General features: G+C 72.0%; 18 protein-coding genes. 9 read left to right on the forward strand and 9 right to left on the reverse strand.

The window, feature by feature from the left end; genetic code table 11:
- Positions 1–53: 53 nt before the first annotated feature.
- Both ACFYW7_RS15505 and ACFYW7_RS15510 read left to right on the forward strand, forming a co-directional pair.
- Positions 54–1316, forward strand: a complete 1263-nt coding sequence (locus ACFYW7_RS15505) for a VWA domain-containing protein (protein WP_389502192.1) — start codon at positions 54–56, stop codon at positions 1314–1316.
- Positions 1316–2158 carry a hypothetical protein gene (locus tag ACFYW7_RS15510; protein WP_389502194.1) on the forward strand — a complete coding sequence of 281 codons (843 nt, stop codon included), beginning with the start codon at positions 1316–1318 and terminating at the stop codon, positions 2156–2158. Before ACFYW7_RS15505 ends, ACFYW7_RS15510 begins: the two co-directional genes overlap by 1 nt.
- Positions 2159–2272: 114 nt before the next feature.
- Here ACFYW7_RS15510 and ACFYW7_RS15515 read toward each other — a convergent pair whose 3' ends face one another.
- On the reverse strand, positions 2273–2911 hold the full coding sequence (locus ACFYW7_RS15515) for a winged helix-turn-helix transcriptional regulator (protein WP_389502195.1): 639 nt from the start codon (positions 2909–2911) through the stop codon (positions 2273–2275).
- Between the two features lie 84 nt (positions 2912–2995).
- Here ACFYW7_RS15515 and ACFYW7_RS15520 point away from each other — a divergent pair, with 84 nt between their 5' ends.
- From ACFYW7_RS15520 to ACFYW7_RS15535, 4 genes are all read left to right on the forward strand, one after another.
- Positions 2996–4204, forward strand: a complete 1209-nt coding sequence (locus ACFYW7_RS15520) for a pyridoxal phosphate-dependent aminotransferase (protein ID WP_389502197.1) — start codon at positions 2996–2998, stop codon at positions 4202–4204.
- 112 nt (positions 4205–4316) lie between these two features.
- Complete coding sequence (locus ACFYW7_RS15525) at positions 4317–4967, forward strand: histidine phosphatase family protein (protein WP_389502199.1); 651 nt, start codon at positions 4317–4319, stop codon at positions 4965–4967.
- A gap of 52 nt (positions 4968–5019) precedes the next feature.
- Positions 5020–5655: a hypothetical protein gene (locus ACFYW7_RS15530; protein WP_389502201.1), complete on the forward strand. Its 636-nt coding sequence runs from the start codon at positions 5020–5022 to the stop codon at positions 5653–5655.
- 183 nt (positions 5656–5838) lie between these two features.
- Complete coding sequence (locus tag ACFYW7_RS15535) at positions 5839–6261, forward strand: acyl-CoA thioesterase (RefSeq protein WP_389502203.1); 423 nt, start codon at positions 5839–5841, stop codon at positions 6259–6261.
- 154 nt (positions 6262–6415) lie between these two features.
- Here the strand turns inward: ACFYW7_RS15535 and ACFYW7_RS15540 are convergent, their stop codons facing one another.
- Positions 6416–7270 (reverse strand): SDR family oxidoreductase, encoded by an 855-nt coding sequence (locus ACFYW7_RS15540; protein ID WP_389502205.1) that lies wholly within the window; start codon positions 7268–7270, stop codon positions 6416–6418.
- A 96-nt stretch (positions 7271–7366) separates the two neighbouring features.
- Between ACFYW7_RS15540 and ACFYW7_RS15545 the strand changes: the two genes are divergently transcribed.
- Entirely contained in the window at positions 7367–8326 is a 960-nt protein-coding gene (locus ACFYW7_RS15545) for a helix-turn-helix domain-containing protein (RefSeq protein ID WP_389502207.1), read from the forward strand.
- Here the strand turns inward: ACFYW7_RS15545 and ACFYW7_RS15550 are convergent.
- Positions 8262–8900: a TMEM175 family protein gene (locus ACFYW7_RS15550; RefSeq protein ID WP_389502209.1), complete on the reverse strand. Its 639-nt coding sequence runs from the start codon at positions 8898–8900 to the stop codon at positions 8262–8264. The two genes, ACFYW7_RS15545 and ACFYW7_RS15550, sit on opposite strands and share 65 nt — an antisense overlap.
- A 220-nt stretch (positions 8901–9120) precedes the next feature.
- On the opposite strand from ACFYW7_RS15550, the gene ACFYW7_RS15555 reads away from it, so the two are divergent.
- Positions 9121–9936 carry a chitosanase gene (locus ACFYW7_RS15555; protein WP_389502211.1) on the forward strand — a complete coding sequence of 272 codons (816 nt, stop codon included), beginning with the start codon at positions 9121–9123 and terminating at the stop codon, positions 9934–9936.
- 173 nt (positions 9937–10109) lie between these two features.
- Here the strand turns inward: ACFYW7_RS15555 and ACFYW7_RS15560 are convergent, their stop codons facing one another.
- From ACFYW7_RS15560 to ACFYW7_RS15585, 6 genes are all read right to left on the reverse strand, one after another.
- The gene (locus ACFYW7_RS15560; protein WP_389502213.1) at positions 10110–11486 is read right to left on the reverse strand and encodes an 8-oxoguanine deaminase; all 1377 of its coding nucleotides are present in this window, start codon (positions 11484–11486) and stop codon (positions 10110–10112) included.
- 216 nt (positions 11487–11702) lie between these two features.
- A complete protein-coding gene (gene pucL / locus ACFYW7_RS15565; protein WP_389502215.1) occupies positions 11703–12659 on the reverse strand; it encodes a factor-independent urate hydroxylase in 957 nt (318 codons plus the stop codon).
- Positions 12660–12664: 5 nt separating this feature from the next.
- The gene (gene uraH / locus ACFYW7_RS15570; RefSeq protein ID WP_389502217.1) at positions 12665–13075 is read right to left on the reverse strand and encodes a hydroxyisourate hydrolase; all 411 of its coding nucleotides are present in this window, start codon (positions 13073–13075) and stop codon (positions 12665–12667) included.
- Positions 13072–13617 carry a 2-oxo-4-hydroxy-4-carboxy-5-ureidoimidazoline decarboxylase gene (uraD, locus tag ACFYW7_RS15575; protein WP_389502219.1) on the reverse strand — a complete coding sequence of 182 codons (546 nt, stop codon included), beginning with the start codon at positions 13615–13617 and terminating at the stop codon, positions 13072–13074. Before uraD ends, uraH begins: the two co-directional genes overlap by 4 nt.
- Positions 13618–13870: 253 nt before the next feature.
- Positions 13871–14293, reverse strand: a complete 423-nt coding sequence (locus ACFYW7_RS15580; protein WP_389502221.1) for a helix-turn-helix domain-containing protein — start codon at positions 14291–14293, stop codon at positions 13871–13873.
- Entirely contained in the window at positions 14290–14550 is a 261-nt protein-coding gene (locus tag ACFYW7_RS15585; protein ID WP_389502223.1) for a thiamine-binding protein, read from the reverse strand. The genes ACFYW7_RS15580 and ACFYW7_RS15585 overlap by 4 nt, the downstream gene beginning before the upstream one ends.
- A gap of 234 nt (positions 14551–14784) precedes the next feature.
- On the opposite strand from ACFYW7_RS15585, the gene ACFYW7_RS15590 reads away from it, so the two are divergent.
- Positions 14785–15624 (forward strand): TIM barrel protein, encoded by an 840-nt coding sequence (locus ACFYW7_RS15590; RefSeq protein ID WP_389502225.1) that lies wholly within the window; start codon positions 14785–14787, stop codon positions 15622–15624.
- Positions 15625–15650: the final 26 nt, after the last annotated feature.

Consider the following 15650-nt stretch of genomic DNA (forward strand, 5'->3'; position numbering starts at 1 on the left):
CCGGGACACCTCCCGTTTTTACGCGCGGCACCTTTGGTCAATAGGATCCGCCGATGATCACAAGAAAACGGCTGGCGGCGGGCGTCTGCGCCCTGCTCGCCGCCCTGGCCGCCGGGACAGCCTTCCCGGCCGGAGCGGTCGCCGACGAAATCACGGCCACCGCTCCCAAGGTCGAACTCCTGCTGGACGTCAGCGGTTCGATGCGGGCCCGGGACATCGACGGCGAGTCGCGGATGTCCGCGGCGAAGCAGGCGTTCAACGAAGTGCTCGACGCGACGCCGGAGGAGGTGCAGCTCGGCATCCGTACCCTCGGCGCCAACTATCCGGGGGACAACCGCAAGACGGGCTGCAAGGACACGGCCCAGCTGTATCCGGTCGGGACCCTGGACCGCACCGAGGCCAAGACCGCCGTCGCGACCCTCAGCCCCACCGGCTGGACTCCGATAGGCCCCGCCCTGCTCAAGGCGGCCGACGACCTCGACGGCGGTGAGGGCACCCGTCGCATCGTGCTCATCAGCGACGGAGAGGACACCTGCCAGCCGCTCGACCCGTGCGAGGTGGCCCGCGAGATCGCGGCCAAGGGCATCAACCTGACGATCGACACCCTGGGCCTCGTCCCGAACATCAAGGTGCGCAAGCAGCTGAGCTGCATCGCCGAGGCGACCGGCGGCACCTACACCTCGATCGAGCACAAGGAGGAACTCAGCGACCGCGTCAACCAGTTGGTGGACCGCGCCGCCGATCCCGTGGTCGAGCCGGTGGCCGTCGAGGGTGCCGATTCGTGCACCGGCGCGCCCCCGCTCAAGTCGGGTCTCTACACCGACCGCGAGGAGTTCGCCCAGCACCGCTGGTACCGCGTGGAGGTCGAGCCGGGCAAGGAACTGCGTGCCTCGGTGAGCATCTCGGCGGACCGTCAGGTCAACCCCGACTACGGAGTGCTGCTGCGCGCCGTCACCACGCACGGCCGGGAGATCGTGCGCGGCGAGGCGGCCGGGAACGGCCGCACCGATGTCATCTCGACCGGTCTGCGCTACCCGAAGGCCGAGAACGACGACGAGTACGGGGCCGCCGAGGTCGTGTGCCTCCAGGTGTCCAACTCCTTCTCCGCCGCGGCGGGCGTGAAGGCCACGCCCGGACTTCCGCTGGAACTGACCGTCGACGTCGTCGACGGCCCCGACCAGGCGTCCGACGTGGCCTCGTTCGGTCTCGGGCGCGGCTGGTGGCTGCTCGGCGCGCTGGTGCTGACCGGCTTCCTCGCGGGTGTGCTGTGGGGCTGGATCTCTCGCTGGCGGTTCTCGGTCTGGAGGACCAACTGATGCGTATCCGACGTGTGCTGAGCACCGCCGTGCTTCTCGCGGGGGTCGCCGCGGCGCCCGCGCTGCTCGGCGTCGCCGCTTCCCCGGCCGTCGCCGACGCCTCGCCGTCCGCGAGTCCGTCGGACGACGACGCCGCGCCCACCGAGGCCGGTACGTCGTTCCGTACGGCGACCGAGATCGAGCAGGGTGTCGAGGCGACCGCCAGCGGCTCCGCGGGTGACTACCTGTACTGGCAGTTCCCCGCGGACGCCGGACAGCGGCCCACCGTGAAGGCGACGGTGAAGCTGCCCGAGGCGTCCGAGCGCGCCTCCACCGAGACCTGGCAGATCGACGTGTACGACGGCCTGCGGCGCCGTCAGGCCTGCCAGTACGGCGCACAGACCCGGACGGCGGGTACGGACGCGGCCTCGGTGGAACTGTCCTGCACCCTGCGGACCGTTCGCTCCTGGGCGGAGACCTGGGCCGACGACCCGCTGCCGGGCACCTACTACATCCGGCTCACCGCGACCGGCCTCGGGGCGGGCGACCGGGGTCTGCCGGTCGGCGCGAAGGTCCAGGTGGACTCCAAGGACATCGGCGGTTCGGCCGCCGTCGACGGCTCGCTCGCCGAGCCGTTGGTGCCGGGCGTCGCCGTGGCCGCCGAGAAGTCCGACGAGGAGTCCGACTCCGCGACGGCCGTGTTGTCCTCGCTCGAGCCCGACGACGGCTGGACCTCCGGCTGGTGGTCCGACCGCTGGATCTGGACCGCGGCGGGCGGCGTCCTCGCGGCCCTCGCGGGCATCGGCGGATACGCGCTGACCCGGGGCACCGGACGGCCCTCACGGGTTCCGCCGGGCGCCTGACCCCGTGGCGGCGGAGGCCCGTCGCGTTCCCCGACGGGGAGCGCGGCGGGCCTTCGCCGTACGGGCCCCGCCGACTCCGCTCCCGCTCAGGCCCGTTGGGCCCCGCCCGGGGTGTCACATCGCGCGCAGCGCCTTGGCCAGGGTTCCGTCGCCGGTCACTTCGACGCTCCGCCCGCGCAGCGCGTCGAGCAGTGTCAGGGTCCCCCGGCTCAGGGCCTCGGCCGTGCGCGCGTCCAGCGTCAGCCGGGCGTCCGGCTCGCGCGGGGCGGAGCCGTCCCCGTAGGACGGGCCTTCCCCGGCGGCCGGCCACACATGGAACCGGCCCTCGTCCAGCTGGACTTCGATCAGCCCCTCCCCCGCCCCCACGGCGTCGAGACCTCGCAGCAGCGGAAGCGCGAACCAGTGCGCCCGTACGGCGTCGGTGGGCCGCCGCTCGCCGAGCGCGGGTGCGCCCCACTGCCCGAGCGCTTGGAGAACCGGCAGCAACTCCCTTCCCCGGGCGGTGAGTTCGTAGACGTAGGCCGCACCCGGAGGCGGCAGGCGGCGCCGGGTGGTCAGGCCGTCGCGCTCCATGTCCTTGAGCCGGGAGGCGAGCACGTCGGTGCTGACACCCGGCAGATCGGCGTGCAGGTCGGTGTAGCGGCGCGGTCCGCCGAGCAGTTCACGGACGATCAGGAGGGTCCACCGGTCCCCGACCGCGTCGAGGGCGCGGGCGGCGGAACAGTACTGGTCGTAGCTTCGGCGCGGTGACATGCGACGCAGTCTAGCTATCTTGTTGGACTTTCCAAGCTCCCACTTGGTAAAACCAAGCAACACCACAACCGGAGGGCACAGCGCATGGAGTTCCGGCAGTCGAGCAAGCTCAGCGAGGTCTGTTACGAGATCCGCGGCCCGGTGATCGAGCACGCCGACGCACTGGAGGCGGCGGGCCACAGCGTGCTGCGCCTCAACACCGGCAACCCGGCCCTCTTCGGTTTCGAGGCACCGGAGGAGATCCTCCAGGACATGATCCGGATGCTGCCCCGGGCGCACGGCTACACCGACTCGCGGGGCATCCTGTCCGCCCGCCGGGCCGTCGCCCAGCGCTACCAGGACCGGGGCCTGGACGTCGACGTGGACGACGTCTTCCTCGGCAACGGCGTCTCGGAACTGATCTCCATGGCAGTACAGGCCCTGGTCGAGGACGGCGACGAAGTCCTCATCCCCGCGCCGGACTACCCGCTGTGGACCGCCGTCACCACCCTCGCGGGCGGCAAGGCGGTGCACTACCTCTGCGACGAGCAGGCCGACTGGTACCCGGACCTGGACGACATGGCGGCGAAGATCACCGACCGCACCCGCGCGGTCGTCATCATCAACCCCAACAACCCCACGGGCGCGGTCTATCCGAAGGAGATCGTCGAGGGCATCCTCGATCTCGCCCGCCGGCACGGTCTGATGGTCCTCGCCGACGAGGTGTACGACCAGATCCTGTACGAGGACGCCGTGCACCAGTCGGCCGCGGCGCTCGCCCCCGACCTGGTGGTCCTCACCTTCTGCGGCCTCTCCAAGACCTACCGCGTGGCCGGCTTCCGGTCCGGCTGGCTGGTCGTCACGGGCCCCAAACAGCACGCGCGCAGCTATCTGGAGGGGCTGACGATGCTGGCCTCCATGCGGCTGTGCGCCAACGCCCCCGCCCAGTACGCCATCCAGGCGGCGCTCGGCGGCCGCCAGTCGATCCACGAACTGACCGCGCCCGGCGGCCGGCTCCGCGAACAGCGCGACCTCGCCTGGGAGAAGCTCAACGAGATCCCCGGCATCTCGTGCGTCAAGCCCCGGGGCGCGCTGTACGCGTTCCCGCGCATCGACCCCGCCGTGTATCCGATCCACGACGACGAGAAGTTCGTCCTCGACCTGCTGCTGCGCGAGAAGATCCAGGTCGTCCAGGGCACCGGCTTCAACTGGTCGAAGCCCGACCACTTCCGCATCCTCACGCTCCCGCACGCCGACGTCCTGGACACGGCGATCAGCCGGATCGGGCGGTTCCTGAGCGGGTACCGGCAGTGACGGGCCCGCGAAGGGGCGTGCGGCCGACCGGAGGAGCCGGTGCTGCGGTCCCGGGCGGCCGGTGTCACCGTACGAGGGACAGCGGCTGACGCAGGGACGGAAGGGCGCGGCGATGGGTGACCTGCTCCTCGTACGGCACGGTGAGACGGAATGGTCGATGTCCGGGCGGCACACCGGCTCGACCGACGTCCCGCTGACGGACAACGGCCGCGAGCAGGCGCGGCTGCTCGGTCCGCTGATCGCCCGGCACCACATCGCGGCGGCGTTCGTCAGCCCGATGCGCCGGGCGCGGGAGACCGCCCGGCTGGCCGGGGTCACCGGCGCACGCGTCGACGACGACCTCCGGGAGTGGGACTACGGCGGGTACGAGGGCGTCACGACCCTGGAGATCCACCGGGAGCGGCCCGACTGGTTCCTGTTCACCGACGGTGTCGCGGCCGGGCCGCCCGAGCGTCCCGGGGAGAGTCCGGACGAGGTCGGGGCCCGCGCCGAGCGGATGCTGGCCAAGATCGACGCGGCCCTCTCCGAGTCGGAGGGCAGCGTGGTCGTCGTCTCGCACGGCCACTTCCTGCGGGTGCTGACGGCCCGGCGGCTCGGGCTGTCCGCCCAGTCCGGCGCGCTCTTCCAGCTCGGCACCGGGACCATGAGCCGGCTCAGCACCGAGCACCGGCGGCATGTGGTGGCCGGATGGAATGTCAGACCCGACGCGTACTGTTCCCATGGACCGCTCTCCCCGCCGGAAGAGGGGTCGAACGGACCCTGACGCACGGCGGAGGCGCGCGCCGTGGCGGTCCCGGTGACGGAGGGAGCACGCCATGGCACGACCACCGACCGCCGCGCAGCGGCGTGTCATCGACGCGGCCGACCCCGTGAGCGGGCGGCTGAGGGGCACCGAGGCCCAGCTCGCCGCCCTGGTGCGGCAGGGCCTCGCCTTCCGTCATCCGCGTCCCCCGCGCGAGCACTTCCTGACACCGGCCGGGCATCGGCTGCGCGAGTCGTCCGGGGCCCCCGAGCCCGCCGTCGCCCCGGAGCCGTCCGCTCCGGCGGCGTCCGGGGTGTTCGCCGCGCGGATCGGCGGCGAGGAGGGCGCCGAGTCGGGCCCCGCACGGCTGCGTGAGGTGCGCGGCGCCTGGCAGGGGCTCCTGGAGCTGCGCCGGATGACCCGGCCGGACGGTGCCACCGACCTTCCGTGCGCCTGGGAGCGTACGCATCTGGTGCCGGCCGCCGCGCTCGCCCTGGAGGCCGCCGGGCTCCGGCCGGCCGGGGCGGAGGGCGGCGGCTATCAGGTGCGGGCGACCCCGCAGCCGGAGGCCGTCGCCGTGCGGGAGCCGGACCCCGAGGCGCTGCGCGCGTGCGCCGCCACCCTGGAGAAGGCGGGCTGGCAGGTCGGCGAGCACACGGAGCCGCGCACGGGCGCCCGGTACGTCCTGGCCTCACCCCGGCGCGTGTGAGATGCGCGTCCACCGGCCGTACCCGGCACCTCACCCGGGCGGGCGTGAGGTGCGCGTCCACCGCACCTACCCGGCGGGCCGGGTGCACGCCGGTCGGCCGAGGGGTGTGCGGCCCGAGGCGGTCGGACACGGCCCGCGCCCGTACCACTCGCCGCACAAGTCGCAGTCGTCGAAAGGAATGTCGTGGCAGAGCCGTTTTCCGTCCCCGTGACCGTTCGCGGGTACGAGACCGATGTGCAGGGGCACCTGAACCAGAGCGTGTATCTCCAGTACGCCGAACACGCCCGCTGGTCCCTGCTGCACGCGTCCGGGATCAGCCAGGCGGTGCTGGCCGCCCGAGGCGTGGGCCCCGTCGTGCTGGAGACGACCATCCGCTATCGGCGCGAGCTGCTCGCCGGCGACGAGGTCGAGGTGACGTGCGTCTTCGTCTGGGGTGAGGGCAAGACCTTCCGCGTCGAGCAGATCATCCGGAAGGCGGACGGCACCGTGGCCGCCGAGATCGCGGCGGTCGGCGGCCTGATGGACCTCACGGAACGCAAACTGCTGCCCGACGCCCGCAAGCACTTCGCGTCGATGGCCACCGACCCGGCCTTCTACGAGAGCTGAGCCCGGACCGCCCGGCCGGGCCCACGGACGCGGGCACTCCCCCGCCGACTCGACCGGCCGGGCGGGTCCTGCGCCCCGGCCGCCCCCTCACCACGGCCGGAGCACGAGGGACCCGGGAGCGGGCCACGGCGGACGAAGGGGCGGTGACCACCGGTCAGACCCCCGCGAACACCGCCCGGTGATCCAGCGCCCACTGCGCGTACGTACGCGGCGCCCGGGCCAGTACCCGCCGTACGTCGTCGGTCACCACCGCGTTGCCGCCCCGGCGGACGTACGCCGTGCCCGCCAGTACTCCTTCGGCGTAGGTGTCGGGCATCCCGGCCCGCAGGAGCCGCGCACGGAGTTCCCCCGGGGGTACGTCCACGGTGGTGACCGGACGGCCGAGGACCTCGGCGAGCGCGGCGGCCTGGTCCGCGGTGGTGAGGAGTTCGGGGCCGGTGAGGGTGTGGACGAGACCGGCGTGTCCGGGGGCGAGCAAGACCTCGGCCGCGACCTCGGAGACGTCCCGCGGGTCGATCACGCCCTGGGTCCCGGCCCCGGTCATGTCGGGTACCGCCTCGCCGGCCCGCAGGTCCGCCGCCCAGCTCAGGGTGTTGGAGGCGAAGGACGAAGGGCGCAGGACCGTCCACTCCAACCCGCTCTCCCGCACGGCCCGTTCGCCCTCCAGGTGCCAGTTGCCGACCGGGCCGAGCGCCGGGTCCCCGGTCCCGATGGCCGAGAGCTTCACGATCCGGCGGACACCCGCGGCCCGCGCCGCGGAGACGAGCATCGCGTCCGCGTCCGCGTCACCGGGCCCGAGGACGCCCACCGCGAAGAGGGCGAGGACTCCGGCCATCGCCGCCTGGACGGACGCGGGTTCGTGGTAGTCGCCGCGGACCACCTCGACCCCCGCGGGCGACGCCGCGCGGGCCGGGTCCCGGGTCAGCGCGCGCACCTTCTCGCCGCGCTCCGCCAGCTGCCGCACGAGTTCACTGCCGATGGTGCCCGTGGCACCGGTCACTAGGATCATGCCGCCCACCGTGCCCGGTGACCGCGGCCCCGCTCTAGGAGATTCCGGCACGGTTCCCGGGCCCGGACACGGCGGGGCGCGCCCTACCGTGGAAGGGTGACCCCTACGTCCGACAGTCCGCGAGGCACGGCCTTCGCCGCACCGCACGCCACGGTGCACGGCCCGCGGGGCGCCCTCGCGCACGGTGATTCCCCCGGCCCCGCGCGTCGGAGCACGGCCGCGAGCGCGTCGACCGGCGCGCAGGGCCTCGTGGAAGAGCCGCTGACGGTTCCCGACGCGCTGCGTCCGTGGTTCGCCGGTGTCGGGTTCGCCTCCGTCGACGAGGACCGGGGCGGACCGTTCACCCATGTCCCGGACGCGGCGACGAAGTTGGTGTTCCGGGTGGACGGGAGCGACGGGCCCGAGGTGCTGGTCGTCGGCCCCCGCACCCGCGCTTCGTACCACGCGGCGAAGCGACCGGCGTCCTGTGTCGAGCTGCGGCTCGGACCGGGCGCGACGCGTCCGCTCCTGGGCGTGCCGGCCGTCGACCTGGTCGGCCGGATCGCGAGGCTCGGCGACTTCCCCTCGGCCACGGCGCGCCTGCTGGCGAAGGAGGTCGTGCGGCCGGAACGCGGACAGGTGGTTCCCCGGCTGGCCGACGCCCTGCGGAAGTGGCCGCCGCCGGACGATCCGGCTCGTTCCGGACTGCTGCGGGCGGCCGTCGCGGCGATGTCGACCGACCCGGATACGGGCCGCTTCCCTTCGGGTGTAAGGGAGTTGGCCCACCGTCTGGCCGTCAGTGAGCGGCAGTTGCGGAACCTCTTCGCCGACGGCGTCGGTGTCTCGCCCAAGCACTATGCCCGGATCGCCCGCGTCCGCCGTGTCCTGACGCACGCGCATCGGTCCCCGGACACCCCGTGGGCTCAACTGGCCGCCTCCACCGGCTATTACGACCAGTCGCACATGACGGCCGACTTCCGGGCGCTGATGGGTGTGCCGCCCACGGCGTTCTTCACCGGCCGTCTTCCGCCGGCCCGTCCGTGTCAGGCGTACGCATCGGCACGGGTACCTGGTTGAAGCCGTAGTAGACCGCGAGCAGTCCGTGCGCGGCCAGGGTCAGGGGCGCCGAGACGAAGGACAGGGCGACCGCCGCCGGATAGGCGAGGGAGCCGAGGGCGAAGCGGACACGGGTTCGCCGGGCGGCCTCCACGTCGACCCGGCCGTCGAGGAGCCGCCCGGTGCGGGTGAGGTGCCACCACACGGCCTGGAACGCGAGGGCCATGGCGACCATGACCAGGCTGTAGACGGCGGCGGCCACATGGGAGGCCCGGCCCTCGCGCAGGTACTCCGCGACCATCGCCGTCGGCCAGGGGATGGCGGCGACCACCATCAGCAGGAGCAGGTTCAGGAACATCAGGGTCCGGTCGACCCGTACGACATAGCCGAAGACCTGGTGGTGGTTGACCCACATGATGCCGATCACCAGGAAGCTGACGACGTAGGCGGCGTAGGAGGGCCACTGCTCCCCCAGCGCGTGCCACAGCCCGCCGTTCTCACCGGCCTCGGGAACCTTGATCTCCAGGATCAGCAGGGTGATGGCGATGGCGAAGACACCGTCGCTGAAGGCCTCCACACGGCCCGACTCGTTCATGACCGACTCTCCCCGTAGTGACCGCGTTCCGCGGATGTCTTCCGCGTGACCTTTGTGCCGTCCGTGCCGTTCATGCGCTCAGACCGTAACCCGGGGGGCCGCGCGGCCGGCCCCGAAGCGTCAACTCGCCCTCGCCCGACGGGTGTACGGCGTCTTCAATCTCTGGTAGGAAACTTTCCTAACAGTACGCGGCACTACTTCTCCCCTCAACGGAGGTACCGTGCACACCCCCCACACAGGCACTTCGCGTCGCACTCTGCTCACCCTGATCGGAGCCTCACTGATGGCGGCCCCGCTCCTCACCACCCAGTCGGCGACGGCCGCCGCGGTCGGGCTGGACGACCCGGCGAAGAAGGAGATCGCCATGAAACTGGTCTCCAGCGCGGAGAACTCCTCGCTGGACTGGAAGGCGCAGTACAAGTACATCGAGGACATCGGCGACGGGCGGGGCTACACCGCCGGGATCATCGGCTTCTGCTCCGGCACCCACGACATGCTCGACCTCGTCGAGCTGTACGCCCGGCGCAGGCCCGGAAACGTCCTCGCCCCGTACCTGCCCGCGCTCCGCGAGGTCGACGGCAGCGACTCGCACGAGGGCCTGGATCCCGGATTCCCGGCCGACTGGCGCCGGGCCGCCCAGGACTCGGCGTTCCAGCAGGCCCAGAACGACGAACGGGACCGTGTCTACTTCGACCCCGCCGTCCGGCAGGGCAAGGCCGACGGCATCGGCGCCCTCGGCCAGTTCACGTACTACGACGCCATCGTGATGCACGGTGACGGCGGCGACAGCACCGCCTTCGGCAGCATCAGGCGGCGCGCCCTGGCGAAGGCCAGGCCGCCGGCCCAGGGCGGCGACGAGGTGACGTACCTGAACGCGTTCCTCGACGCGCGGGTGTGGGCCATGAAGCAGGAGGAGGCGCACTCCGACACCAGCCGGGTCGACACCGGACAGCGGGTCTTCCTGCGCAACCGGAACCTGAACCTGAACACACCGCTGGACTGGAGGGTCTACGGCGACAGTTACCACATCGGCTGACCTTCGCGGCGCCGAGAAGGGGTCGGGGCGCGGCTCGTTCCTCGTGCCGCGCCCTCCGTGCGACCGTTCCGGGGCGCGCTTCCGCGCACGCCCCGGAACGGGTGCCGTGGACCCCGCTCGGGTCCGCGGCCACCGGCCGGGGGCCGTCCCCCTCGGCCGGAGTCCTAAGGCCGTCAGGCCCCCGCGGCGATCCGCGCCAGGCGCTGGGCCTCGGCCCGTGTGGAGCGGGCGACGGCGTCCTCGTCGACGAGCAGCAGCCGGCCGTCCTCGACGACCGGGCGGCCGTTCACGAGCGAGAGGGTGACCGGAGCGGCCGCGCCGAGGACCAGGGCGGTCACCGGGTCGGCGATCGAGGCGTGCGCCAGGGTGTCCAGCCTCCACAGCACGAGGTCGGCGAGCTTGCCCGCTTCCAGAGAGCCGATCTGGCTCGCGCGGCCGAGGACCTGGGCGCCTCCGTGGGTTCCGAGGCGCAGTGCCTGACGGGCGGTCAGGGCGGCTTCGCGGTGGGGGCCCAGGCGGTTGACGAGCAGCGCGTTGCGCAGCTCGGTGTGGAGTTCGCCCGACTCGTTCGACGCGGTTCCGTCGACGCCGAGGCCGACCGGGACACCGGCCGCCAGCATGTCGGGGACCCGGGCGATGCCCGCGGCCAGCCGGGCGTTGGAGGACGGACAGTGCGCCACACCCGTCCTCGTACGGGCGAAGGCGGCGATGTCGGAGTCGTTCATGTGGACGCAGTGCGCCATCCACACGTCCTCGCCGAGCCAGCCGGTCGACTCGAAGTACTCGGTCGGGCCCATGCCGAAGAGTTCCTTGCAGAACTGCTCCTCCTCCACGGTCTCCGAGCCGTGCGTGTGCAGCCGTACGCCCTTGCGGCGGGCCAACTCGGCGCCCTGTCTCATCAGTTCGGTGGAGACGGAGAAGGGGGAGCAGGGCGCGACGGCGATCTGGACCATGCTGTCGAAGGAGGCGTCGTGGTGCTCGTCGACGGTCGCCTCGGTGGCGGCCAGTGCCCCGTCCAGGGTCTCGACGGCGAAGTCCGGCGGCAGTCCGCCGTCCTTCTCGCTGCGGTCCATGGAGCCGCGGGCGAGGGTGAAGCGGACGCCGGTCTCGCGGGCGGCCCTGATGATGGCGCCGGACAGGTCTCCGGAGCCCTCGGGGAAGACGTAGTGGTGGTCCATGGCGGTGGTGACGCCGCCGCGGGCCATCATCGCGAGGGAGCCCTGGGCGGCCGCGTAGGCCATCCGCTCGTCGATGCGCGCCCAGGTCGGGTACAGGGCGACGAGCCAGTCGAAGAGGTTGTGGTCGGTGGCCAGGCCACGGGTGATCCACTGGTAGAAGTGGTGGTGGGTGTTGACCAGGCCGGGCGTGGCCAGGTGCCCGGTGCCGTCGACGCGGCGGACCACGTTCTCCAGGTGGTCGGGGGCCTTTCCCGCGCCCACCGATTCGATCCTGTTGTCGGCGACGACGATGTGACCCGAGGTGTACTCGGTGTCGCTCGCGTCCACGGTCGCGATGGCGCAGTTCTCGATGACGATGCGCTGGACTGCCACGGCGGTTCCTCGTTCTCTGCGTCGGCGGACGGACCCGGGGCCGAGCGGGGTGACGACCGGGTCCGTGGTGCTCTGGTTGCGCGGATGCCCCCGCCCCTCCCCTGGATCCGACATCGGCGCGCGCGTCGGGGGGGGGCGGCGGCCGTACCGCCGGGACGGTCCCGGGAGGGACCCGTCGGTGAGGTGCTCCTGGTCGGCTCCAGGCCGTTCGGGCCGCTACAGGTTGGTGAGGTCCACCGGGATGCGCGGTTCGCGGCCGTCGCGCAGGACGGTGCCCTCGATCAGCCCGTACGGACGGTCGGCCGCGAAGTAGACGGCTCCGTCCGCGGTGTCGTTCTCGAGGCCGAAGGGGGACAGGTCGACCAGGAAGTGGTGTTTGTTCGGGAGCGAGAAGCGGACCTCGTCGATCTCGTCGCGGTGGTCGATGATCCGCGAGCCCATCTGGTAGAGGGTCTGCTGGAGCGAGAGGGAGTAGGTCTCCGCGAAGGCCTGGAGCAGGTGCTTCCTGACCTGCTCGTAGGACGTGTCCCAGTCGGGCATCGGCTGCTCGTCGGCGGTCCAGTTGAAGCGCCAGAGACCGGAGACCCGGGTGGCCAGGATGCGGTCGTACGCCTCCTGGAGCGTCGTGTACCTGTCCTTGACGTAACCCCAGAACTCGGAGTTCGTCGAGTTCATCACGACGAGGTCCTTCAGGCCGGAGACGACCTCCCAGCTCTCGCCGTCGTAGGTGATCTGGGTGACGCGGGTCTCCTGGCCCTTGCGGACGAAGGAGTGCCCGGTCCCGTCCGCGCCGCTGGGCGCGGCGCCCGCGTCCGGGGTCCCGATGCGCTCCCAGGCGTACTCCTCGATCCGGATGCGCGCCGTCCTGATCGGCTCCTGCGAGGTGACGAAGTGCCGGGCGAGGTGGATGCCGAACCGCTCGGCGGACTCTATGCCGTGTTCCTTGGCGAAGGCGTACACCGTGTTCTTGGCGGTGTCCGTCGGCAGGACGTTCGCGTTGGAGCCCGAGAGGTGGACCTCCCGCATGTCGCCGCTCAGCGCGACGGACACGTTCAGGTCCTTGATGTGGTGCGTGGCGCCGTCGCGGGTGATCTTCACGACGCGGTTCTCGGCCTTGCCGTACTGGTTCTGTCCCAGCATCACGGGACGGGCGCCGTGGGAAGGATCGGTCATGTCTGCTAGCTCCCTCGGTAAACGGAGTAGCCGAACGGGTTGAGCAGCAGCGGTACGTGGTAGTGCTCGCCCGGCTCGACGGCGAAGGTGATCGTCACCTCGGGGAAGAACACTCCGGTGGCACCGCTGTCCCGGTTCGCGGGGGCGTCCTGCTGCGCATCGGCTTGCCTGTTCGCTGAATCCGACTCGAAGTACTCCTCGACCGCGAAGTCGAGCCGTACGTGGGTCGTGCCCTCCGGCAGCGCCGGAAGGTCCTTGCACCGGCCGTCCGCGTCGGTCGTGGATCCGCCGAGCGTCTGCCAGCGGGCCTCGCGCCCGGCACGGGCGGCGAGCCGGACGGCGACGCCCGCGGCGGGGCGGCCGACGCTGGTGTCCAGGATGTGGGTGGACACGGAGGCGGTGGTGTCGGTGCTCATGCCTCTTCCTCCTGTACGGGATCGCCCTGCAGGAGTCCGCCCCGCACGAGTCCGCCGAGCCGGATGCGGTTGATCTTCCCCAGTTCGGCGCGGACGATCTCACGTTCCCGCTCGGCGGGGTTGCCGATCCGTTCCTTGACCGCGTCGCGCATCTGCTCGCCGGTCCGGCCGGTGGCGCAGACGAGGAAGACGTGGCCGAACTTCTCCTGGTAGGCCAGGTTCAGTTCGAGCATCTCGTGCCTCAGCTCCTCGGAGGCGCCGGCCATGCCGCGCTGTTCCCTGGAAGAGGTCGGATCGCCGGGCTTCGGGCGCCCGATGGGCGGATGCCCGGCCATCGCCTCGGCCAGGTCCGCGGCGGTGAGCTCGGCCATGGCGGCGTCGCTCGCGGCGTACAGGTCGGCGTCGGTGGCGCAGGGCCGGGCGGCGAGCAGCCGTTCGGCCCACGCCCGGGAGGCGCACACCTCGTGCAGGGCGGCGAGGGCCGCGCGCTCCTCCAGGGCGTTGAAGCGGGCGAGGCCGTCAGATGTCGTACGCGACGTCACGGGAAGCCTCCGTGGCCTTGTGCGGGACGGGCTGCGGATCAGCTAACGCCCTCGGAAACACGACGTCAACACTTTGTTGAAAACTTCGGGTTACGGGGACCGCCGGCCCGTCGTTCCGGACGGCGGTGGGTGGCGACGGGCCGAACCCAGCCGCCTCGCTACACGTTGTCGCCGGTCAGACACCTTTTTCGCGAGGCGGACGGTCGCCGGCGCGGAAGCAGATCGAACACGCCGGACACAGGACGCGGAACGCCTACGAGGGCTTCACTCCGGAACCACCCTCACGCCCGCGCGCCCGCTTCTCCTCCTGGGCGTTGATGTAGTTGTAGACGGTGAAGCGACTGACGCCGAGCGCGCTCGCCACCGTCTCCACGCCGTGCCGCACGGAGAACGCGCCACGCGCTTCCAGTATGCGCACGACCTCCTGCTTGGCCTTGCGGTCGAGCTCCGCGAGCGGCATGCCCCGCTTGCGTTCGAGGGCGGCCAGGATGCGGTCGAGCGAGTCGGCGAGCTGGGGCAGGCGTACGGCGACGACGTCCTCGCCCTCCCAGGACAGCACGACGTCATCGACGCCGGCCCGGTCGGGCGGCAGCATCTCGCCCCCCATGGCGTCGACCAGCGGCTTGACCGCCGCGACGAACGACGCGACGGAGGGGTCGCCCCCGGCCGCGGTCATCGGTCACCCTCCCCGGCTCCGCCCAGGACGTTCACCTGGAGCGAGATCCGGGTGGCGCCCGCCTCCAGGGTCCTGCGCAGCAGTGCGTCGACCGCGGCGAGCACGGTGTCCGCCCCGCCTTCCACGGTGTTGCCGAACGGACCGACGTCCACGGCGTCCAGTTCGGCCGCCTCGACCACCTCACGGGCGACCAGCGCGTGCCGGGGCGCCTCGTCGAGGTCGAAGGGCTCGGTCGTGAACTCCACTCTCAATCGCACCGACCCAACCTACTGGGCCCCGTGGACATTCCGGCAGGCCCGCTCGGGCCGGGCCGGCCCCGTGCGCCACTTTCCCCCGGCATCCCCTTGACAAGCCCCGAACCCCGACGGCAATCTTCCATTAGACAGAAACAAACTTCCACAATGCGGAAGCATGGAAGCAGTGCGGAATCACCTCGTCCCCCGGCCCGGTCGGAAACACGGCCGCCAGTACGGAAGGGAGCGCCGACCCCCATGGGATTCGCGGACCAGCGCTTCAACGTCAACCTGTCGATCCTCTACACGGAACTCCCGCTCCTGGAGCGCCCCGCGGCCGCCGCCGCGGCCGGCTTCGGCTCGGTCGAACTGTGGTGGCCCTGGGTCGACTCCCCCACTCCGGCGCGGTCCGAACTCGACGCCCTGAAGAGGGCGATCGAAGACGCGGGCGTCCGACTGAGGGGGCTGAACCTCTACGCCGGACAGCTGCCCGGTCCCGACCGGGGCGCCCTGTCGATCCCCGGCGAGGAATCGGAGAGGTTCCGCGCCAACATCGACGTCGCCTCCGACTTCGCCGGGTCGCTCGGCTGCGAGGCGCTCAACGCCCTGTACGGCAATCGCGTCGACGGCGTGGACCCGGCCGAGCAGGACGCGCTCGCCCTGGAGAACCTGGTCCTCGCGGCCCGGGCCGCGGACCGGATCGGCGCGATCCTCCTCGTCGAGACCCTCAACCGGGCGGAGTCACCGCGCTATCCGCTGCTCTCCGCCCCGGCCGGCGTCGGCCTCGTCGACCGGGTCGACGAGGCGACCGGCCTCGGCAACGCCAAGTTCCTCATGGACCTCTACCACCTGTCCATGAACGGCGAGGACCTGCCACAGGCGATCGCCGCGTACGCCGGCCGGACCGGCCACGTGCAGATCGCCGACACCCCCGGCCGCGGCGCCCCGGGCACCGGCACCCTCCCGCTGGAGGACCTCCTCGACCAGTTGGCCGAAGCCGGTTACGAGGGCCGGGTCGGGCTGGAGTACAAGCCCGGCGACCGGCCGAGCGCCGAGGCCTTCGACTGGCTGCCCGCCGAAGCCCGCGGCGACCGCTGAGCGCCGTTCCGAAGAAGCGGCCGAGA

The organism is Streptomyces sp. NPDC002580 (assembly GCF_042889485.1).
Taxonomy (GTDB): Bacteria; Actinomycetota; Actinomycetes; order Streptomycetales; family Streptomycetaceae; genus Streptomyces.